The sequence below is a fragment of the Streptomyces microflavus genome (assembly GCF_014650075.1).
Lineage (GTDB): Bacteria > Actinomycetota > Actinomycetes > Streptomycetales > Streptomycetaceae > Streptomyces > Streptomyces microflavus.
This window is the reverse complement of the sequence record NZ_BMUG01000006.1, coordinates 186,110-207,584: the sequence shown is the minus strand read 5'-3', so window position 1 is coordinate 207,584 and position 21,475 is coordinate 186,110. Positions and strand designations below refer to the sequence as shown.

Here is a 21,475-nt window from a genome sequence, read left to right as displayed (position 1 = left end):
GGCTCTCTTTTCGTACAATCGATCGCGCGTCCTATTTGCCCGAATTGTTACTCACCAAATCGTGATCTTCCTCTAAAGGAGGACGGGTCTGCTGCCGAAGAGGTCAATGACCCTTCAAGCACGGTTCGCCCCGGCTTCATCCCCCGAGCCGGCCCCCGTCCCGCCACTCCCCCCAGGAGGCCTGGTGTCCGTTCTCCTTGAGCAGCCCGCAAGCCTGGTCGCCTACCGCCCGAACAAGCCGACGGCCATGGTCGTCGTGGCCGACCCGCGCGTCCGTTCCACCGTCACCCGCCATCTGTGGGCCCTCGGAGTACGTGACGTCATCGAGGCGTCGTCCATCGCGGAGGCACGTCCCCGCGTCGGCAACCCGCGCGACATCTGCATTGCCGACGTCCACCTGCCCGACGGTTCCGGGCTGACCCTGCTGTCCGAGACCCGCGCCGCAGGCTGGCCGAACGGTCTCGCCCTCTCCGCCGCCGACGACATCGGCGCCGTTCGCAACGCCCTCGCGGGCGGCGTGAAGGGCTACGTCGTCACCGGCACCCGAACCAACATCGGCCACCCCACCCGCCCCGGCGTCGCTCCCATCGGCGCCAATGCCGCACGTATGCACCGCCGGCCTCCCGGTTCCCCGAGCCACCCGGGCGGCTACCGCGAACTGTCAGGACGTGAGGTGGAGGTGCTCCGCCTGGTCGCCGAAGGCCAGTCGAACAAGGCCATCGGCGTCTCGATGGGCCTCTCCGCCCTGACCGTCAAGTCCCACCTCGCCCGCATCGCCCGCAAGCTCGGCACCGGAGACCGCGCAGGAATGGTCGCCGTCGCCCTGCGGACGGGCATCATCCACTGACCCCACACCCCCACCGGGACGTGCACCGATGCGCCTCCGGCTGGAATACGCGCATGGCCACCCGTCGACGGAACGTTCCGTCGACGGGTGGCGCGTATACACAGATACCCTTGACGCGTGACCGACGCCCAAGAGACCGCAGCAGACAGTTCACTGCGAACCACCGGGGGCGCTCCCCCGGACGACGTCGCCCCGGCGCCGATCCCCTTGCTCGAACCTCGCGAGGGCATTCCCCCGGTGGTGGCATCCGACGACGCCCTCGCCCGGGTGGTCGCGGCCTTCGCCGCGGGCACCGGCCCGGTGGCCGTCGACGCCGAGCGCGCCTCCGGCTACCGCTACGGCCAGCGCGCCTACCTCGTGCAGCTGCGCCGCGAAGGCGCGGGCAGCGCACTGATCGACCCGGTCGGCTGCCCCGACCTCTCCGGCCTGTCCACCGCCCTGACCGGCTCCGAGTGGATCCTGCACGCCGCCACCCAGGACCTCCCCTGCCTGCGGGACATAGGCATGGCTCCCACCTCGCTCTTCGACACCGAGCTGGCCGGACGCCTCGCGGGCTTCCCGCGCGTCGGCCTCGGCGCCATGGTCGAGAGCGTCCTCGGTTACGCCCTGGAGAAGGGGCACTCCGCCGTGGACTGGTCCACCCGCCCGCTGCCCGAGCCCTGGCTGCGCTACGCCGCGCTCGACGTGGAGCTCCTGATCGACCTGCGCGACGCGCTGGAGGAGGAGCTGGAGCAGCAGGGCAAGCTGGAGTGGGCCCGGGAGGAGTTCGACGCCATCGCGTCGGCGCCGCCCGCCCCGCCCCGCAAGGACCCCTGGCGCCGCACCTCGGGCATGCACAAGGTCCGCCGCCGCCGTCAGATGGCGGTCGTCCGCGAGCTGTGGAACACCCGGGACCAGGTGGCGCAGCGCCGCGACATCTCCCCCGGCAAGGTGCTGGGCGACGCCGCGATCGTGGAGGCCGCGCTGGCGCTGCCCGCCAACGTACAAGCGCTCACCGCACTGCCCGGATTCGGCCACCGCATGGGCCGCCGTCAGCTGGAGCAGTGGCAGGCGGCCGTGGAGCGGGCCAAGGCGCTGCCGGAGTCGGAGCTGCCGCAGCCCGGTCAGCAGCCGGCCGGGCCGCCGCCCCCGCGCTCCTGGGCCGACAAGGACCCGGCGGCCGCGGCCCGCCTCTCGGCCGCCCGCTCGGCCGTCTCCGAGCTGGCCGAGCGGCTCCACATGCCCCAGGAGAACCTGATCACCCCGGACACCGTGCGCCGGGTCTGCTGGGAGCCCCCGAAGAACGTGACGCCGAGCGCCGTCGAGGACACGCTCGCCGGTTACGGGGCCCGGCACTGGCAGATCGAGCAGGTCGGCCCCCTCCTGGTCCGGGCGCTCGCCACCACCGCCTGACCCACCCGCCGGCCCCCGCGCGGAAGACACCCCCGGTCACCGGCCGGGGGTTTTCCGCTCTCCGAGCCCTGTTCACATGGAGAACCGATGGTCGAATTCACGCCAGGTTCGGAGCCCACTCCCCCGCCTCATGGGCGCTCCTGCGGGCACCCGGGCAATGTGACCTTCGACGCTCCGGCCATGAGGGGTGGGCAGTCTGGTTACCCGCAAGTAGCATGAGGGCAGGCGGTGCGCCCCACGGGCGTGCCCCGCAGCAGTGCCATCCCGCACCCTGGAGGAGAGCCATCGTGCCTCGTACCATCCGGGACGTCGTCTTCGTCGACGGCGTCCGCACCCCGTTCGGCAAAGCGGGCCCGAAGGGCATCTACCACGAGACCCGCGCCGACGATCTCGTCGTGAAGGCCATCCGGGAGCTGCTGCGCCGCAACCCGGACCTGGACCCCGCCAAGATCGACGAGGTCGCCATCGCCGCGACCACGCAGATCGGCGACCAGGGCCTCACGCTGGGCCGTACCGCCGGAATCCTGGCCGGTCTGCCGCAGTCCGTCCCCGGCTACTCGATCGACCGCATGTGCGCGGGCGCCCTGACCGCCGTCACCGCGACGGCCGGTTCCATCGCCTTCGGCGCGTACGACGTCGTCGTGGCCGGTGGCGTCGAGCACATGGGCCGCCACCCGATGGGCGAGGGCGTCGACCCGAACCCGCGGTTCGTGTCGGAGAAGCTGGTCGACGAGTCCGCCCTGTTCATGGGCATGACGGCGGAGAACCTGCACGACCGCTACCCCTCGATCACCAAGCAGCGCGCCGACGAGTACGCGGTGCGTTCGCAGGAGAAGGCCGCCAAGGCGTACGCCAACGGCAAGATCCAGCAGGACCTGGTACCGGTCTCGGTGCGCCGCACCAACGCCGAAGCCGGTGAGACGGGCTGGGGCCTGGTCACCGCCGACGAGCCGATGCGCCCGGGCACCACGATGGAGTCCCTGGCGGGTCTGAAGACCCCCTTCCGCGCCCACGGCCGGGTGACGGCCGGTAACGCCGCGGGGCTCAACGACGGCGCCACCGCCTCCCTGCTCGCCGCCGAGGACGTCGCCCGCGAGCTGGGCCTCCCGGTCAAGATGCGCCTCGTCTCGTACGCCTTCGCGGGCGTCGAGCCGGAGGTCATGGGCTACGGCCCGATCCCGGCGACGGAGAAGGCCCTGTCCAAGGCCGGCCTCTCCATCTCCGACATCGGTCTCTTCGAGATCAACGAGGCGTTCGCCGTGCAGGTGCTCGCCTTCCTGGAGCACTACGGCATCGCCGACGACGACGCCCGTGTCAACCAGTACGGCGGCGCCATCGCGTACGGCCACCCGCTGGCCTCCTCCGGTGTCCGCCTCATGACGCAGCTGGCCCGGCAGTTCGAGGAGCAGCCCGAGGTCCGCTACGGCCTGACGACGATGTGCGTCGGCTTCGGCATGGGCGCCACGGTCATCTGGGAGAACCCGAATTTCGACGGAGGCAACAAGTGAGCTCCACCACTGAGCTTCTGAAGGGTGCGGCCGAGCTGTTCCCCGGCGAGGTCGTCACGCAGGCGCACGTACGCCACCTGGACCTGCCGTCCGGTGCCGGGCGGTTCGCGCTCATCACGCTGGACAACGGCCTGGACCACACCAAGCCGACCACCTTCGGACCGCAGTCGCTGGCGAACCTGGACGCCGCGATCGACCAGGTCGAGAAGGAGGCGTCGGAGGGCACCATCACCGGCGTCGGCATCACCGGCAAGCCGTTCATCTTCGCCGTCGGCGCCGACCTCAAGGGCGTCGAGCTGCTCGGCCGCCACGAGGACGCGCTGGCGATCGGCAAGGGCGGCCACGACGTCTTCCGCCGCCTCTCCGGCCTCGCGGTCCCGACGTTCGCGTACTACAACGGCGCGGCGATGGGCGGCGGTGTCGAGGTCGGTCTGCACTGCGCCTACCGCACCGTCTCCACCGCGATCCCGGCGTTCTCGCTGCCCGAGGTCTTCCTCGGTCTGGTCCCCGGCTGGGGCGGCTGCGCGCTGCTCCCGAACCTGATCGGCGCGGACCGCGCGGTCTCGGTGATCATCGAGAACTCGCTCAACCAGAACCGTCAGCTCAAGGGCAAGCAGGTCTTCGAGCTCGGCATCGCCGACGCGATCTTCGAGGGCGCGGACTTCCTGGAGCAGTCGCTGATCTGGACCGCTGCCGTCCTCAAGGGCGAGCTGGCCGTCGAGCGCCCCGCGATCGACCGCGGCGACGCCTGGGACGCGGCCGTCGCCCGTGGCCGGGCCATCGCGGACTCCAAGGTGCACGGTGCGGCCCCGGCCGCGTACCGCGCGCTGGACATCATCGCGGCGGCGAAGGACGGCGACCTGTCCGCCGGCTTCGACGCCGAGGACCAGGCCCTCGCGGACCTGATCATGGGCGGCGAGCTGCGCAGCGGCATCTACGCCTTCAACCTGGTCCAGAAGCGCGCCAAGCGCCCGGTCGGCGCCCCGGACAAGAACCTGGCCCGGCCGGTCACCAAGGTCGGCGTCGTCGGCGCGGGCCTGATGGCCTCGCAGCTGGCGCTGCTCTTCCTGCGCCGCCTGGAGGTCCCGGTCGTCCTCACGGACATCGACCAGGAGCGCGTCGACAAGGGTGTGGGCTACGTCCACGCCGAGATCGAGAAGCTCCTCGGCAAGGGCCGCATCAACCAGGACAAGGCCAACCGGCTCAAGGGCCTGGTCTCCGGTGTCCTCGACAAGGCCGAGGGCTTCGCGGACGCGGACTTCATCATCGAGGCCGTCTTCGAGGAGATCGGTGTCAAGCAGCAGGTGTTCGCGGAGGTCGAGGCGGTCGCCCCGGCGCACGCGATCCTCGCCACCAACACCTCCTCGCTCTCGGTGACCGAGATGGCGTCGAAGCTGAAGAACCCCGAGCGGGTCGTCGGCTTCCACTTCTTCAACCCGGTCGCGATCCTCCCGCTCCTGGAGATCGTCCGCGGCGAGCAGACCGACGACGCCTCGCTGGCGACGGCGTTCGGTGTGGCCCGCAAGCTGAAGAAGACCGCGGTCCTGGTGAAGGACGCCCCGGCGTTCGTCGTCAACCGCATCCTCACCCGCTTCATGGGCGAGATCCAGAACGTCATCGACGAGGGCACCCCGGTCGAGGTCGCGGAGAAGGCCATCGAGCCGCTCGGCCTGCCGATGTCCCCGCTGGTGCTCCTGGAGCTGGTCGGCCCGGCCATCGGCCTGCACGTGTCCGAGACCCTGAACCGCGCCTTCCCGGAGCGCTTCACCGTCTCGCAGAACCTCGCGGCGGTCGTGAAGGCCGGCAAGCGCGGCTTCTACGTCTACGATTCCGGCGCGCCGGTCCTCGACCCCGAGGTCGCCGCCCTCCTCAAGCAGGGCGACACCGTCCTCACCGAGGAGCAGACCCGCGACCGCGTGCTCGACGCGGTCGCGCAGGAGATCGGCCTGATGCTGGACGAGGGCGTCGTCGCCGAGGCCCAGGACATCGACCTGTGCCTGATCACCGGCGCCGGCTGGCCCTTCCACCTGGGCGGCATCACGCCGTACCTGGACCGTGAGGGCGTCTCCCAGCGGGTGAACGGGAAGCCGTTCCTGGCGCAGGGCGTGGCGAGCGTGCCCGCGTAGGCGCGGACGAGGAGTACGAGGGGCCGTACGGCGAGCTGTTCGCCGTACGGCCCCTCGCCTTTTTCCGGCCGGTGCGGTGATCCGGTGGCCGGTGCAACGCTTCTGACCTGCTGTGACACCATGAGAGCCCCGTCCCGGCCGCCCCGAGGAGTCCCATGCGCGCCACCGTACGCGGCGTCGCCCTCGCCGGCGCGGCGCTCCTGGCCGTGATGGTCGCGGCGGGGGTGTGGGTGTGGTCCTCGGGAGGCGCGGACACCCCGTCGGCCGGCCCGCCGAAGACCCTGCGGATCATCACCTGGAACATCTGCGGCGAGGCGGGCGGGGAGCGGGGCCAGTCCGGCTACTGCCCGCTGCGGGACCGTCCGGAGAAGAAGGCCGCGAAGATCGCCGCCCTGGCCCGGGAGCGCGACGCCGACGTGATCACCCTCCAGGAGGTCTGCGGCGGCGCGCCGGGCAGTCATGTGGCCCTGCTGCGGGCGGCGTTGGGGCCGGGGTGGTCGGTCCGGCATGCCGAGGGCGCCCGGCCGGACGGCGAGACGCGGTGCCGTGACGGTCTGTCGGGCGACCTGGGCGTGGCGGTGGCCGTACGCGGCGAGATCGTCCGGGCGCGGTCGGAGAACGCCCTGCCGCCCGACCCGCAGGGGGTCAGCGAGCAGACCCTGCCGGTGCTGTGCGTACGGGTCGAGGGCTGGACGTACACCCCCTGCACCACGCACATCCTGCCCGGCGAGGAGCCGCGCGTCCGGGAGCAGATCGCGGCGGTGCGCGCGTTCGTGCGCGCGCAGGGCCGGCCGGCCGTCCTCACCGGCGACTTCAACCGGAACGCCGGCGCAGCGCAGTTGGCCCCGCTCGTCTCGTCGTACGCGGTCTGTCCGGCGGCGGGCGGGAGCGGCCGGGGCGCGGCGACCTATCACGCGTGGGACCCGCAGGAGCGGGCCCACCGGTTCCACGCGCTCGACCACATCTTCTTCGACAGCCCGCAGGGCGTACGGGATCCGCTCGTCGACTGCCGCGTCGGCGAGGACCTGATGGACACCACGCCCAACGAGCCCGGCGGGCCGGGACCGGACGGGTACTCCGATCACGCCCCGGTGTACGCCGACATCCGTACGGGCTCCTGACGAGCCGGTGCGGGGCCGCTCAGCCGATCGCCGTCCAGGGGCCGAAGCCGCCCCTTCCTGCGGCGTGCTGCGTCGTCACATGGAGGCGCCCGTCGTTGCCGAGGGCGGTCACCACGGCCCGGCCCGCCGAGTCGAAGGCGGCCGCCGGGGCCCCCACGACCGTGCCGCCCAGCTCGGCCGTCGACAGCTCCTGCCACGGCGAGTCGTCCGGGTGGAAGCGGTAGGCCAGCCCGCCCGGGTCGCTGCGGGTCACCAGGAGCGTGCCGGTCTCCGGCGAGGTGCTCGCGGCGGCCGCCACCGGACCGAAGCCGCCCCGGCCCCCGATCGGCTCCGCGGGCTTCGCCCAGCGGCCGCCGGGGGTGTCCTCCTCCGCCAGCATCAGACGGCCGTCGCCAGGCTTCCGGAAGACGACCAGCACCCGGCCGCCCGGCTGCACGAGGGCGGCCGGTGGACCGGAGGGAACGCTCAGCTTGAACCGGGGGGCGCGCGAGGGGAGCGAGTCGATGGTGTCCTGGCTCCAGTGGAAGACCCCTTCGCGGCTGGAGGCGAACAGCTCGACGGATCCGTCGCGGGCGGTGAGCGCGGACAGCCCTTCCTGGACGTCGAACCCGCGCAGGTCCAGCCACTCGCCCCAGCTGCCGTCCGCCTCCTGGACCCGCGAGTGGACGCCGAGGCCGGCGTTGCGCAAGAACAGGTGCAGGCGGCCCTTGCCGTCCCGGGTCACGACCGGCGCGCCCAGGTGGCGGTCGCGGCGGGGGTCCCCCGCCGAGGGGTTGCCCAGGGTCCCCCATTCGCCGAACGGCCCGTCGGGGGCGGACTGTTCGAGCACGACGATCTCCCGTCCGTGCCCGTCGTCGTGGGCGAGGTGGGAGAGCCGTTCGGCGAACACCTGCCAGCGGCCGTCCGGGGTCAGCGACACGGCGAGTCCGGGCGCGAGCGGAGCGCCGCCCAGCAGGAAGGGGCCGCGCCACTGGCCGCCGCCGGGCTGCGCCTGCACCCAGACCGCCGCCTGCTGGTCGATCACGGCGAAGGCCGTCAGCCGTCCCCGCGCGTCCTTCAGCAACCGGTCGCCCGTGGCGGGGTAGCGCGGGGTGGTGCTCTGGACCCAGCCGGGGCCCCGTGAGTTGAGACCGACCGCGTAGTCGCCGCTGCCGGCCGGGTCGCCGCAGTCGTACCCGTCGGCGGCTCCGTAGATGTTGAGGAAGAACTCCTTCAGCGAGACCGCCTGGGGGCTGAGATTGTGCGGCCACCGCTCGTTGTAGTAGCCGCGGAAGGCCTCGACGGCGAAGTGCCGGCCCTCGGCGGGGCCGCGGTACTGGCTGATCGCGGTCCAGCTGAAGAGGGCGGTGGCGGTGTGGTCGCAGTGGTCGCTGAGGTCTCCGTGGTCGTGGCGCTGGGGGAACTTCTCGTCGTGGACGAGCCGGTCGGGGTCCGGGTCCATGGTGCGGATCACGGTGGGCCGGACGATCTCCATCAGGTTCACCAGCGTCGCCACCAGACCCGGGCGCGTGTACCAGTGGACCTCGCCGACCAGACCGCCCCGGGGCACCAGGGTCGGCACCCTCTCGGCCTCCGCGCGCCACAGCACGTGCAGGCTGCGCGCGGGCCCCTCCGGCGTACCGTGCTGGCGGATGTTGAGGAAGAACAGCGTGACCCACGGTGCGGCCGCCAGGGAGTACACCTCCGCGAGGCCGCCGTCCGCGGTCTGCCAGGTGCCGCTCGTCCAGGGGGCGGTGCGGTCGCCCAGCACCATCGCGGCGTACGCGGCCTTCAGACCGTTCTGCCGCGCCTTGCCGTAGGCCTCCCGGTCCGCGACCACGGGCTCCGTCGACCAGGGGCGGGGGTTCTCGCCCTGGGCGTCCCCGCTGGTCAGGTAGACCGTGGTGGTCCGGACCCCCGCCTTCATCGCCTGGAAGGTGGCGGGGTTCATGAAGTACAGGTCGTCGTCGGGGTGCGCGACGATCTGGAGGACGGATGACGTGGTGTCCATGGTGCGTCTCCCTCGCGATGGGTCCTGGCCGGTCACAGCGGCCACCCGGGCAGGTAGCCGGCGCGGCGTCTCTGGTTGCGCTCCGAACCGGTCTCGAACTGGCTGGCGATGGGGAAGTAGCTCGGAAGGAACGCCGTGAGGATCGCGTCCTGCTCCTCCTCCGGGACGTCCCCGTCGTGGAAGTCGTTGAGGCAGAACACGTCGTGCGGCCTGGCGGTCAGAATGCGGTTCAGGCGTGACTTGTGGTCGCTCAGGCCGACGTTGACGAAGCCGCAGGAGATGCTGCCCGGGACGCTGCGCAGGGTGTGGAACCCGTAGTAGTGGTGCAACGAGGAGGCCACCGAGAGATCGCTGTGGCTGCGCAGCTGGTTGGCCGCCGTGGTCGCCATGGCCTCCTGGTAGTAGCCCTCCATCTCCTCCAGCACGCTGCGACGCAGCGGATGCGGCGCGTGCAGGAAGGAGTGGGCCAGCACCTGGCCGAAGGTCGCCTCGATGAGCGCCCGGTTGTTCTTGGCGGCGCTGATGTTGAACTCGTCGGCGTAGCTCGCCGGCGCCATCGGCACGGCGGTGGGCGACATGAAGTGCTTCGCCTGGCCGTTGCTGTGGAAGAACATGCCCGGTTGGAGCGTGCGGCCCACGAACACGTCGTCGTTGAAGTAGAGGAAGTGCTCGGCCAGCCCCTCGATGTGGTGCAGCTGGCTCTCGATCGCATGGGAGTTGTACGTCGGCAGGGCGCCGCGCCGGCCGAAGATCTCGCGGTGGTCGACCACCCGTACCCGGGGGTGGGAGGTATCCAGCCAGGACGGCACCTGCTGGTCCGTCACCAGGTAGATGTTCCGGATCCAGGGCGCGTACATGTCGATGGAGCGCAGCGAGTAGCGCAGTTCGTCGCGGTCCCGGAACCGGGCGGCGCTGGTGGCCGCGTCCTCGGTCTGCAGGCCCAGCCCGGCGAGGACGGTGTTCTTCCGGTCCAGCCAGTGCACGTCGGATCCGTCGACCCAGGTGTACACGGCGTCCACGGGGAAGTTCACGTCGCCGTGGAGCGGCCGGGTGAAGGGGGTGATCGAGGGGTAGGTGCGCCCGGCCAGCGGCATCGGGCTGCGGACCATCGACTGCTGGGGCAGGCGCGTACCGACGGAGGTACGGGTCGGGGAGAGGAAGAACGCCGGGTCCTCGGGGTCCTCGTCCCAGAACGAGATGGTGCAGCCGTACACCGCGCCCAGACGCAGGGTGCGGGAGCGGGAGACCGCGCTCTGGTAGACGCGCACGCCGGAACCGGGCGTGTCGAGGTAGTTCTCCAGCATCCCGGCGAGGACGGTGGCGACCGCGTTCTGGTTCTCGTTGAGCACCGACACGTAGACCGCCTGGTCGGCGTAGGCGCCCGCCAGTGCCTTCAGTACGGCCTCGCGGTAGGTGGCGTGCACGGCGACCGTGTGCCGGACCAGGGAGTCGCGCACCACGAAGTAGGGGACGCCGGCGCTCTCCAGGGCGTCGGCCGCGAGGGCGAGGTTGGCCTGGACGATGTCCCAGGGGGACTCCCACTCCAGGGGGCGGCACAGCTGCCCGCCGTCGCGGACCAGACCGCGCACGCTCTTGAGGAGCCGCGCCTCCAGGGCCTGCGCCCCGCCGCCGCGGACCGTGCTGGCCGGGGCCGGGGAGGCGGCGGGCACGCCGCCGTCCGCCCCGCTGACCAGGTCGTGCATGGCCTGCCGTTCGGCCTTGGCGATGTCGCGGCGGCCGCTGTCCCGGGCGGCGACGAGTTCCGAGAAGACGTGTTCCCACCGGGCGGTCACCACGGCCGGGGCGAAGCGCTCGACGGATCCCAGGGCGGCCGCGCCCATCCGGTGGCGCAGCGGGGCGTCCTCGATGAGCCGCAGCAGGCAGGCGGTGAGCGCGTCGATGTCGCCGGGGGGCACGAGCAGACCGGAGTGGCCGTCCATGACGACCTCGCGGGGCCCGTTGGGCGAGTCGTAGGAGACGACGGGGACGCCGGCGGCCTGGGCCTCGGCGAGCACCAGGCCGAAGGCCTCGTTGCGCGAGGTGAGCAGGGCGATGCTGGCCTTGGCCCACTCCTCGGCCAGGTGCGGCGAGTTGCCGTTGAGCTGGACGCAGTCGTGCAGGCCGAGGGAGTCGATCTGGCGGCGCAGGGCGCCGCTGAGCGGCCCGTCGCCGAAGATCCGCAGGGTCCATGACGGGTGGCGCGGGGCGATGGCCGCCCAGGCGGTGACGGCGTGGTCGATCTGCTTCTCGCCGACGAGACGTCCGGCGATGACGACCGTGCGGGTCTCCAGGGTGGACTTGGGGCGGTAGCCGCTGGGGAGGGCGTTGGGCACGACCTCCAGCCGGGGCGCGCCCGCGCCGAGCGTCTCGGCGAACCACTCACGGGTCCGCTCGCTCAGGACGCCGAGCGCGTCGAGCCGGGCGGAGTGCCGCAGGAGCGGTTCGCCGCTGGTCCCGCGCAGCTCGGAGACACGGTGCTCCTGGTGGACGGTGACCACCCGGGACGGCGCCAGGTGCACGGCGAGCGCCATCAGGGCCGGGGTGGTGGTGATCAGCACGTCGGTGTCGGTGTCCTGGAGGGCCAGTTCGAGCTCCAGGTCGGAGACCCGGTTGAACGCGGACTCCCATGAGCGGTCCACGACCTGGCTGGGCTGCGCGGAGAGCTGCGCCCAGACGGCGTCGTCGACGCCGGTGGGGCGCAGGGGGCGCTGCACCGGGCCGGTGAGGTCGACGAGGTAGTCGACGCGGACCCGCTCGTCCGGCGAGAAGAACTGCGCCGGTTGGGACTTGAAGACGCTCAGGACCCGGACGTCGTGCCGGACGGCGAGTTCCGAGGCCTGGTTGAAAACAGCCCGTTCGGTCCCTCCCACGGCGTCGGCGGTGGTGAGCAGGAAGGTGATCTTCATCTGGTCTTTCAGCCGATTTCCGGCATCGGGGTGCACGTGATGCGCAGATTGCCCGCGGAGGTGTAGCGGGGCTGGACGAGGAGCGGCCGGTGGCCGGGGGGAGCGATGACGGTGCCGCGCATGGCGAAGACCCGCAGGGGGTTGCGTACGTCGTGCAGGCGGCGGCCGAGCCGGAGCCTGGAGCCGGACGCGCCGTACACCACCACGTCCCAGTGCTCGGGCCTGGTGCGCCGGGGCGTCATCCCCTGGAGGGGGACCTCGACCCGGGTGATGCCGTCCTCCCGCGCCGTCACGGACTGCTGGATCCGGCGGCCCGAGGCGAGGAACTCCGCCCGGGGTTCGTCGATCCGGGTGCCGAGGACCCGGAAGTCGACGGCGACGCCCGCGTGGGTGATGTGCACCTTGACGACTTCCGCGCCAGGTCGGGCGTCGGCCGTGACCACGCGCGCGCTCCCGGTGACGGAGCGGCCGATCCGGTGGCGCCGGCCGGTCACCCCGGACGCCGTCATCGGCTTCGTCGGACCCTCGTAGGGAACGGGCAGCTCCACCAGCAGGAGCGGCAGCAGACGGGTCCGCCGGCCGGTGGTCAGCCGCAGGCGCAGCCGCCTGCGTCCGGCGTCGACCGGGGCCCCGCCCACCTCGGCGCCCAGGAGCACGACCGCGTCCATCAGCACCCGGCCGTCGGGGTCTTCGTAGACCCGGGCGGTGCTCTCGTACCGCTGCCGTCCGCTGCCCAGCACGAGGTCCGCGCTGTCGGGCAGCCGGACCGAGCCGGGCAGTTCGGCGTGCAGGTTGACGGTGTGGCCGTCGAGCACGGCGGCGTACCGCAGGCGGGCCGTGCGGCCGGAGCGCAGCGGCAGGAAGACCCGCAGCATCAGCCGGGAGCGCAGCGCCGCGGCGCGGGGGGCCAGTCGGCGTCGGGCGGCGCCCAGGTGGGCGCGTCGAAGCCTCATCCGGCGGTCCGTCCCAGCTCGTGGGTGCGGCGCGTCGGGGCGCCCTGCGACCCGTGCAGCTCGAAGGGGCTCGCCACGGGGAAGTAGCTGTCGAGGAACCGCCGCACCATGCGCTCCTGGGCGTCGGGGTCCTCGGGGACCAGGGTGTCGTTGATGCAGAAGGTGTCGAAGTTCCGCTGGACGACGAGGCGGTTGAGCCGCTGCTGCGCCTTCTCGTCGCCGATGTCGATGTAGACGTACCTGAGGTCCGCGAGCGTCGCACGGGCCAGGTGGTAGGCGTAGTAGTGGTGCAGCGAGGAGGCGATGGGGATGTCGTGGGGCGAGCGGAAGCGGGAGTGCTGGGTGACCCAGTGGGCCCGCGCGTAGATGTGCTCGATCTCGGTGAGGACGCTGCGCCGGAGCGCGTGCGGGGTGTGCTTCATCTTCTGCGAGATGACCGTGCCGAACTGCTGGGCGATCAGACCGCGGCTGTTCTTCCCCGCCGCGTTGACCGGGAGGTCCTCGGGGGCCACGTTTCCGGACGGGATCAGCGCCTTGGACAGGAAGAACTTGGTCAGGCCGTTGGGGTGGAAGAAGTGGCCCGGCTGCACCGGCCGCCCGAAGAACACGTCGTCGTTGAGATAGAGGAAGTGGTCGGAGAGGCCGGGTATGCGGTGCAACTGGCTTTCTATGGCATGCGAGTTGTACGTGGGCAGGGCCGCCGGGTCGGAGAAGATCTCGCGGTGGTCGACCACGGTGAGGCCCGGGACGTCCGTGTCGAGCCAGCCCGGTGTCTGCCCGGCGGTGACCAGGAAGATGTTGCGCACCCAGGGCGCGTACTGGTGGATGGACCGCAGGGAGTAGCGGAGTTCGTCGCGGCTGGTGTAGCGGGCGCCGTTGTCGGCCTGCTCGTGCAGCCGGTCGCTGTCGGCGGTCAGTGACCGCCGCACGGCGTCCTTCTCCGAGCGCCATACGGCGTCGGAGTCGTCGACCCAGGTGTAAACGACGTCGATCGGGAAGGCGTGGTCGGTCGGCAGCCGTGCGGTGAAGTCGGCGACGGTCCGGGTGTGCCCGGTGTGGTACGGGCCGGGCACCGGGCTGAACAGTTTCTGCTCGGCGGTGCGGAACTCCGTCCCCACCGGGATCTGGGTGACGACGGTGTTCGGGCGGGGCGCGCACAGCTCGCCCTCGCGCTCCTCCCAGAACTCCAGGTCGCAGCCGGACTCGGGGCCGAAGACCAGATGGCCGGTGGGGTCGCAGACGTTCCAGGACAGCCGGAGCACGGCGCGCGAGCGCAGCCGCCGCCAGGTCGTGGCGGAGGAACCCGACCGGGCCTGGCCGCCGTCCTCCTGCGCGACGTAGCCGGGGTTGCGGCCGAAGGCGAGCTGGAGCACCTCTTCGGTCTCGGCGCGGAGACGGGCCGGCACCGCGACGCACGGAAGGTTCCGGGCGGTTCCCCGGACGGCGAAGTGGTCGATCTCCGCCTCGTCCAGCACGGCGACGAGCAGGTGGAGGTTCCTGGCGCGCGCGGCCCATTCAGTCGCGCCGCGCACCACCACGGCCCGTACGTGCCGGCCCTGGACCCGCACGACGCGCAGCGAGGCGTCCGGGCTGTGGCGGGCGGGATTGCTCCGCCCGCCGAGCGCCCGCACCACCATGGCGGAGCGGACCGAGTCGAAGCTCGCGAGCAGGTGCATGACCATGTTGCGCAGGGGTGCGGGGACGCGGCGCACGAGTCGCCGACGCGTCCGCATCGGCACCAAAGATCTATATGTCGACACCAGCGCACTGGTCTCAGGATTGTTGACGCTCACGAAAATCAGCCCGCCCCGTTACACCGGAGCCGCAGCCCCGCCTCACTCTTTCGCCCCACCGAAAGTTCCGCCCGCGGACGCTGTCATGACAGAAGACAGCCCGCCACTCGATCTTCACATTGACGCCACTTTTTGTCCATCCGACATCACTCTTTCTTCGCATGTGTGATGAAGGTGACAGGGATGGACGGCGGCGGTGGGAGACGCCGGGGCTCCGGGGCTCAGACGCGGGCGGAGGGCGCCATCGCCAGCCCCGGCTCCGGAAGTTGACGCGCGATCCGCAACGCGCCGTCCTCGCCGAACAGGGCCATCACCACACGCCCCTCGGCGTCGCAGGCCAGGGCGGGCGGCCGGGCGCTGCGCTCGGCCGTGCGTGACCACCAGATGCCGCCGCCCTCGTTCTCCGTACCGCAGGCGGCGAGCATGATCTCGCCTTCCGGGGTCCGGTGGGCCAGCACCGTGCAGTCGTAACCGTCGAGCCAGGCGCGCAGCGCGGCGATCCGCCCCTCGGCCGGACCACCGCCCAGCGGGACGACCCAAGCGCCCGGACGATGGGCGAACAGGCCGCCCGTCGCGACGTCGGACCAGTAGTACGTGAACCGGTCGGGCGCGGTCTCCAGCCCCGAAGCGCTGCCGGGGTCCACCGCGATCTGCAGGTCCGGGCAGCGCCCCAGGCCGCCGTCGGGCTTCTCCTGCTGCCAGCGCATGGCCACGCCGTCGCCGGGTGCGAGGTACTCGACCCGGCCGGACGCGGCGGCGACGGCGACCGCCCCGTCGTACGCGTCGCTCCCCTGGAGGTCGCGCCAGGGCCCCCACGCGCCCTTCGCGTCCTCGTTCCGCATCGACACGCCGCCCCCGGCGTTGGCGACGAAGACGTGCACACTCCCGGAGCCGCTCACGGCCGCCGCCGGAACGCCGATGCGCCGCGCGCTCGCCGCGTCCTTGTGCGGGTTGCCCACCGGCTTCCACTCCGTCACCGGACGACCCGTCTGGTACTGGGCGGCGTGCACGACTCCCGTGGCGTGCCCCTCCGCCGAGACCCGGCGGCCGATGAAGCGCACGAAGCCGTCGGCCCCCTGCACCACCGTCAGATGCGACAGGCGCGGGGCCTCGAAGACGTCCGGACCGGCCCACTCGTGCCCCGCGGCGGCCCGCTGGGTCCAGCGCAGCAGCCCCCGGTCCGAGCGTGCGAACATGGTGAGCCGCAGGTCCTTCCCCATCACGATCCAGGGGCCGTCCACGACCGGTGCACGGAGACCGGCGACCCGCGTGCCCGCCACCGGGGTCCCCCCGTCGCCCGCCGGGCGACTCCTCCGCGCGGTGCGCCCGGACCTCGCTCCCATGCCCTGCCCCTTCTCCCCGTCACCCGGCCCGCACGCCATAACCGAACAGACCTTCGGTCGGAATTTTCTCACATACTTCACCGGGGCTTCACTTCGGTTCAGGATCCGCGCCCGAACACCGTGCGCCGACGGCCCGGAGCGGGCCCCCATAACTCCGGCCCGACGCTGCCCGTCCCTCCTGCCGGGGGCTCAGGTGTTCTATAGTGCTCGGTCAGTCATACATTCACGGACCGGTCACACCCCCCACCCGAGTCCCCCGCACTCCGCCCCGACCCGGGCCACGAGATTTGAGGACTCGCGCAGGATGAGCAACGACGAGACGCTTCCGGGCCCCCGCGCCTCCCGACGTGCGGCGAAGCCCCGCAAACGGCGCCGCGGCCTCAAGATCACGCTCGGTGTCCTGCTCGTCCTCCTGCTCGCCGGCGGGGGCACGGTCTACTGGCTCTACAGCCAGCTCGACGGGAACATCAAGGGCGTCGACATCGACAAGGCGCTCGGTGAGGACCGGCCGGAGAAGCTCCCCACCAGCGGGCAGAACCTGCTGGTCCTGGGCTCGGACTCGCGCGCCGGGGCGGAGAACAAGGAGCTGGGTGGCGGCGGCGCCGTCAGCGGGGCCCGCTCGGACACCGCGATGGTGGTCCACATACCCGAGGGCCGTTCCAAGGCCGTCGCCGTCTCCATACCGCGCGACACCCTGGTGACCCGGCCCGAGTGCGCCAAGGACGGCGGATCGACGGTGCCCGCCAAGGAGCGCGTCATGTTCAACTCCGTCTACGCGCAGGTCGGCCCGGCCTGTGTGGTGAAGACGGTGGAGAAGATGTCCGGCGTCCGCATCGACCACTACCTGGAGATCAACTTCGCCGGGTTCAAGGACCTGGTCGACGCCATCGGCGGGGTCACCGTCGATGTGCCGCAGGACATCAACGACAAGGCGAGCGGGCTGAACCTCACCGCCGGCCCGCAGAAGCTGAACGGCACCGAGTCCCTCGCGTACGTCCGGACCCGGCACGGCATCGGCGACGGCAGCGACCTCGGCCGCATCGGGCTCCAGCAGCAGTTCCTGATGTCCCTGCTCAGCGAGGTCAAGTCGCAGGACCTGCTGGGCAGCCCGACGAACTCGTACAAGATCGCCAAGTCGGCCACCAAGTCGCTCACCACCGACTCGGGGCTCGCCTCGCTCAACTCGCTGGCGGAGTTCGCCCGTTCGATGAACGGCGTCGACCCGGCCTCGATGGAGACCATCATGCTGCCGGTGGCGTACGACAAGATCGACCCGAACCGCGTGATCTCGGCCGAACCGCAGGCCGGTCAGCTGTGGAAGGCGATCCGCGAGGACACCACCATCCCGGAGGAAGCGAAGAAGTCCCCCGCCACCGGCGGCTGACCGCACCGGGGGACGGCCGCCCCGTGACACCCTGCCCGGATGAGCGACGACACAGCGGTACTGGTGATCGTGGACGGAGCCAACGTGGTCGGTTCCGTGCCCGACGGCTGGTGGCGGGACCGGCACGGGGCGGCGGTACGGCTGCGGGACGCGCTCGTCCCGTACGCGACGGACGGGCTGCCGGGGCTGCCCGGCCCCGTCGAGCTGGTGCTCGTCGTCGAAGGGGCCGCACGGGGTGTCGCCTCCGTGGCCGGGGTCCGGGTCGATTCGGCCCCCGGCAGCGGTGACGACCTGATCGCCGAGCTGGCGAAGGCCGCCGCCCCGGAACGCGATTGCGTGGTCGTCACCGCCGACCGGGGGCTGCGGCAGCGGGTCGAGGCGTACGGGGCCCGGTGCGTGGGGCCCCGTACGGTACGGCCGCTGCCGCCGTCCTAGGGCGTGTCCGCCGCGGAGCCGGTCAAGATCCGCCGGACACGCCCTGGCGCCGTTCCCTGCTCATCCGGCTGTGGGAGCGCCCGTACGCGAAGTAGACGACGACGCCGAGGACCATCCAGGCGCCGAAGCGCACCCAGGTCTCCACGGGCAGGTTGAGCATCAGCCAGACCGAGGCGGCCACCGAGACGATCGGGAGCAGCGGCACCCACGGCGTACGGAACGCGCGGGGCAGGTCCGGCTGGGTGCGGCGCAGGACCAGGACACCGAGGGCGACGATGACGAACGCGAAGAGCGTGCCGATGTTCACCAGGGTGGCCAGCTCTTCGATGCTCGTGAACCCGGCGATGATCGCGATCAGCACACCGAGCAGGATCGTCGGGCGGTACGGGGTGTGGAAGCGCGGGTGCGTCTTGGAGAAGAAGCGCGGGAGCAGGCCGTCGCGGCTCATCGCGAAGAAGACCCGGGTCTGGCCGAGCAGCAGGATCATGCAGACCGTGGTGAGCCCGACCGCCGCGCCGAAGCTGATCAGTCCGGCGTAGAAGGGGTGCCCGGTGGCCTTGAACGCGTCGGCGAGCGGGGCGCTGACGGAGAGTTCGCGGTAGTTCTGCATGCCGGTGACCACCAGGGAGACCGCCACGTAGAGCACCGTGCAGATGATGAGCGAGCCGATGATGCCGCGCGGCATGTCGCGCTGGGGCAGCTTGGTCTCCTCGGCGGCGGTGGCCACCACGTCGAAGCCGATGAAGGCGAAGAAGACGATGGAGGCGGCGGTGAAGATGCCCATCACACCGAAGTTGGTGGGCTCGTAGCCGAACATCAGCTGGACCAGCGGGGCGTCCCAGCCGCCGCCCGTCTCCTGCTTCTCGGCCGGCGGGATGAAGGGCTTGTAGTTCTCGGCCTTGATGAAGAAGAGGCCCGCGATGATCACCATGAGGACCACCGCGACCTTGATCGCCACCACGACCGAGGTGACCCGGGCGGAGAGCTTCATGCCGATGACCAGGATGACGGTCAGCACCAGCACCAGGGCGAAGGCCAGGATGTCGAAGCCGAATCCTTCCGCCACATCCGGTCCCGACAGTGCTTCGGGCATCGTCCAGTTGACGTTGTCCATCAGTGAGCGGACGTAGCCGGACCAGCCGACCGCGACCACCGCGGTGCCCAGCGCGAACTCCAGCACCAGGTCCCAGCCGATGATCCAGGCCACCAGTTCGCCCAGCGAGGCGTACGCGAAGGTGTACGCGGAGCCGGCCACCGGGACGGTGGAGGCGAATTCGGCGTAGCAGAGCGCGGCCAGGGCGCACACGACGCCCGCCGCGACGAACGCGATGGCGGTGGCGGGGCCCGCCGTCTCCTTGGCGACCTGGCCTGTGAGGACGAAGATGCCGGTGCCGATGATGACGCCGACGCCGAAGACCGTCAGGTCCAGGGCGGAGAGGGACTTCTTGAGCCCGTGTTCCGGCTCCTCGGTGTCACGGATCGACTGTTCGACGGATTTGGTGCGGAACATACCGTTTCCGCGGGGTGGTGTGACCTGCGCGCTCACCTGCGTACCTCCACGCATTGGTTGTGAACGCCATGATCGGACCGGGTAGGCACGGGAACGCGCCATCCGGCCCGTTTCACGCGAATGGGCCGGGAGAACCACCCGTACAGGGGCGGTTCTCCCGGCCCGTCGGCCGTATGGAGGTACGGGGATCAGTCGCGGGCGGGCTCCACCGCGCGGCTCTCGAAGCGGCCGTCGAGCTTGGCGACCAGGCCGGTGACCTGCCGGGCGATGTCCGGTGCGGTCAGCCCGATCTCGGCCATGACCTCGCCGCGGGAGGCGTGGTCGAGGAAGACCGGCGGGATGCCGAAGTCGCGCAGCGGTACGTCGACCCCGGCGTCGCGCAGGGCCTGGGCGACGGCGGAGCCGACGCCGCCGGCGCGGCTGTTGTCCTCGACCGTGACGACGACGCGGTGGCGCTCGGCGAGCGGGGCGAGCGCCTCGTCCACCGGTTTGACCCAGCGCGGGTCGACGACGGTGCTGGAGATGCCCTGGGCGTCCAGCAGGTCGGCGATCTCCAGGCACATCGGGGCGAGCGCGCCGACGGAGACGACCAGGACGTCCGGGCGGGCCGCCTTCGGCTCGCGCAGGATGTCCATGCCGCCGGCCTTGCCGACCGCCTTGACGGCCGGGCCGACCGCGCCCTTGGAGAAGCGGACCACGGTGGGCGCGTCGTCGACGGCGACGGCCTCGCGGAGCTGGGCGCGGACCTGGTCGGCGTCGCGCGGGGCGGCGATCCGGAGGGTCGGCACGCACTGGAGGATCGACATGTCCCACATGCCGTTGTGCGAGGCGCCGTCGGTGCCGGTGACTCCGGCGCGGTCCAGGACGAAGGTGACGCCGCACTTGTGCAGGGCGACATCCATCAGGACCTGGTCGAAGGCGCGGTTGAGGAAGGTGGCGTAGACCGCGAAGACCGGGTGGAGTCCGCCGGTGGCGAGGCCCGCCGCGGAGACCGCGCCGTGCTGCTCGGCGATGCCGACGTCGTAGATCCGGTCGGGGAAGGCCTCCTCGAACTTGCCGAGGCCGACCGGCTGGAGCATGGCCGCGGTGATCGCGACGATGTCCTCGCGCTCCTGGCCGAGCTTGAGCATCTCCTCGCCGAAGACCGAGGTCCAGTCCAGGCCGGAGGTGGAGATCGGCAGACCGGTGTCCGGGTGGATCTTGCCGACGGCGTGGAAGCGGTCGGCCTCGTCCTGGAGGGCCGGGGTGTAGCCGCGGCCCTTCTCGGTGAGGCAGTGCACGATGACCGGGCCGCCGAAGCGCTTGGCGCGCTGGAGCGCGGACTCCAGGGCCTCGATGTCGTGGCCGTCGATCGGGCCGACGTACTTCAGGCCGAGGTCCTCGAACATGCCCTGCGGGGCGATGAAGTCCTTGAGGCCCTTCTTGGCGCCGTGCAGGGTCTCGTAGAGCGGGCGGCCGACGACGGGCGTGCGCTCCAGGATGTCCTTGCCGCGGGCCAGGAACCGCTCGTACCCGTCGGTGGTGCGGAGGGTGGCGAGGTGGTTGGCGAGGCCGCCGATCGTGGGAGCGTACGAGCGCTCGTTGTCGTTGACCACGATGACGAGCGGGCGGTCCTTGGCGGCGGCGATGTTGTTCAGCGCCTCCCAGGCCATACCGCCGGTGAGGGCGCCGTCACCGATGACCGCTACGACGTGGTCGTCCTTCTTGAGGACCTCGTTCGCCTTGGCCAGGCCGTCGGCCCAGCCGAGGACCGTGGAGGCGTGGCTGTTCTCGATGATGTCGTGCTCGGACTCGGCACGGGAGGGGTAGCCGGAGAGGCCACCCTTGCTCTTGAGCCGGGAGAAGTCCTGGCGGCCGGTGAGCAGCTTGTGCACGTAGCTCTGGTGGCCGGTGTCCCAGAGCACCTTGTCCCGGGGCGACTCGAACACCCGGTGCAGGGCGATCGTGAGCTCCACCACGCCCAGGTTGGGGCCGAGGTGTCCGCCGGTCTTGGACACCGCGTCGACGAGGAAGGTACGGATCTCCTCCGCGAGCTGCTCCAGCTCGTCGACGCTGAGCCGGTCCAGGTCGCGCGGTCCCTTGATGCGGGTCAGCAGATCCACCCGTGCCTCCTTGCGTTTGAGCTGATCGAGCGTGCCGATCCGATGAGTCTAATGTTCCACCGCCG

Annotated in this window: 14 protein-coding genes; 7 read left to right on the top strand and 7 right to left on the bottom strand. The window is 71.5% G+C overall.

The window, feature by feature from the left end; genetic code table 11:
- The first annotated feature begins 184 nt into the window (after nucleotides 1–184).
- The 5 genes from IE264_RS18945 to IE264_RS18925 all read left to right on the top strand — a co-directional run bounded on the left by IE264_RS18945 (nucleotide 185) and on the right by IE264_RS18925 (nucleotide 6,994).
- Complete coding sequence (locus IE264_RS18945) at nucleotides 185–847, top strand: response regulator transcription factor (RefSeq protein ID WP_003965521.1); 663 nt, start codon at nucleotides 185–187, stop codon at nucleotides 845–847.
- A gap of 117 nt (nucleotides 848–964) precedes the next feature.
- Complete coding sequence (locus IE264_RS18940; RefSeq protein ID WP_078657335.1) at nucleotides 965–2,239, top strand: HRDC domain-containing protein; 1,275 nt, start codon at nucleotides 965–967, stop codon at nucleotides 2,237–2,239.
- Between the two features lie 287 nt (nucleotides 2,240–2,526).
- Complete coding sequence (locus IE264_RS18935) at nucleotides 2,527–3,747, top strand: thiolase family protein (protein WP_015612170.1); 1,221 nt, start codon at nucleotides 2,527–2,529, stop codon at nucleotides 3,745–3,747.
- Nucleotides 3,744–5,873, top strand: coding sequence for a 3-hydroxyacyl-CoA dehydrogenase NAD-binding domain-containing protein (locus IE264_RS18930; protein WP_032753596.1), 2,130 nt, complete (start codon nucleotides 3,744–3,746; stop codon nucleotides 5,871–5,873). The genes IE264_RS18935 and IE264_RS18930 overlap by 4 nt, the downstream gene beginning before the upstream one ends.
- Nucleotides 5,874–6,028: 155 nt before the next feature.
- Nucleotides 6,029–6,994, top strand: coding sequence for an endonuclease/exonuclease/phosphatase family protein (locus tag IE264_RS18925; protein ID WP_032753595.1), 966 nt, complete (start codon nucleotides 6,029–6,031; stop codon nucleotides 6,992–6,994).
- Between the two features lie 19 nt (nucleotides 6,995–7,013).
- On the opposite strand, the gene IE264_RS18920 is transcribed toward IE264_RS18925, so the two are convergent.
- The 5 genes from IE264_RS18920 to IE264_RS18900 form a co-directional block, all read right to left on the bottom strand.
- Nucleotides 7,014–8,984: a PIG-L family deacetylase gene (locus tag IE264_RS18920; RefSeq protein ID WP_051821679.1), complete on the bottom strand. Its 1,971-nt coding sequence runs from the start codon at nucleotides 8,982–8,984 to the stop codon at nucleotides 7,014–7,016.
- A 32-nt stretch (nucleotides 8,985–9,016) separates the two neighbouring features.
- Nucleotides 9,017–11,890 (bottom strand): stealth family protein, encoded by a 2,874-nt coding sequence (locus tag IE264_RS18915; protein WP_032753593.1) that lies wholly within the window; start codon nucleotides 11,888–11,890, stop codon nucleotides 9,017–9,019.
- A gap of 8 nt (nucleotides 11,891–11,898) precedes the next feature.
- Nucleotides 11,899–12,843, bottom strand: coding sequence for a hypothetical protein (locus IE264_RS18910; RefSeq protein ID WP_015612165.1), 945 nt, complete (start codon nucleotides 12,841–12,843; stop codon nucleotides 11,899–11,901).
- Nucleotides 12,840–14,636 carry a stealth family protein gene (locus IE264_RS18905; protein ID WP_501040345.1) on the bottom strand — a complete coding sequence of 599 codons (1,797 nt, stop codon included), beginning with the start codon at nucleotides 14,634–14,636 and terminating at the stop codon, nucleotides 12,840–12,842. The genes IE264_RS18910 and IE264_RS18905 overlap by 4 nt, the downstream gene beginning before the upstream one ends.
- A 221-nt stretch (nucleotides 14,637–14,857) precedes the next feature.
- Nucleotides 14,858–15,979, bottom strand: coding sequence for a PLL family lectin (locus IE264_RS18900; protein WP_032753592.1), 1,122 nt, complete (start codon nucleotides 15,977–15,979; stop codon nucleotides 14,858–14,860).
- A gap of 304 nt (nucleotides 15,980–16,283) precedes the next feature.
- Here IE264_RS18900 and IE264_RS18895 point away from each other — a divergent pair, with 304 nt between their 5' ends.
- Together IE264_RS18895 and IE264_RS18890 are read left to right on the top strand one after the other, a co-directional pair.
- Nucleotides 16,284–17,363, top strand: a complete 1,080-nt coding sequence (locus IE264_RS18895; protein WP_032753591.1) for an LCP family protein — start codon at nucleotides 16,284–16,286, stop codon at nucleotides 17,361–17,363.
- Between the two features lie 39 nt (nucleotides 17,364–17,402).
- A complete protein-coding gene (locus tag IE264_RS18890) occupies nucleotides 17,403–17,798 on the top strand; it encodes an NTP pyrophosphohydrolase (RefSeq protein WP_032753590.1) in 396 nt (131 codons plus the stop codon).
- A 22-nt stretch (nucleotides 17,799–17,820) separates the two neighbouring features.
- Here the strand turns inward: IE264_RS18890 and IE264_RS18885 are convergent, their stop codons facing one another.
- Both IE264_RS18885 and dxs read right to left on the bottom strand, forming a co-directional pair.
- Nucleotides 17,821–19,308: an amino acid permease gene (locus tag IE264_RS18885; protein ID WP_043973647.1), complete on the bottom strand. Its 1,488-nt coding sequence runs from the start codon at nucleotides 19,306–19,308 to the stop codon at nucleotides 17,821–17,823.
- A 188-nt stretch (nucleotides 19,309–19,496) separates the two neighbouring features.
- Nucleotides 19,497–21,410, bottom strand: a complete 1,914-nt coding sequence (dxs, locus tag IE264_RS18880) for a 1-deoxy-D-xylulose-5-phosphate synthase (protein ID WP_015612159.1) — start codon at nucleotides 21,408–21,410, stop codon at nucleotides 19,497–19,499.
- Nucleotides 21,411–21,475 lie beyond the last annotated feature (65 nt).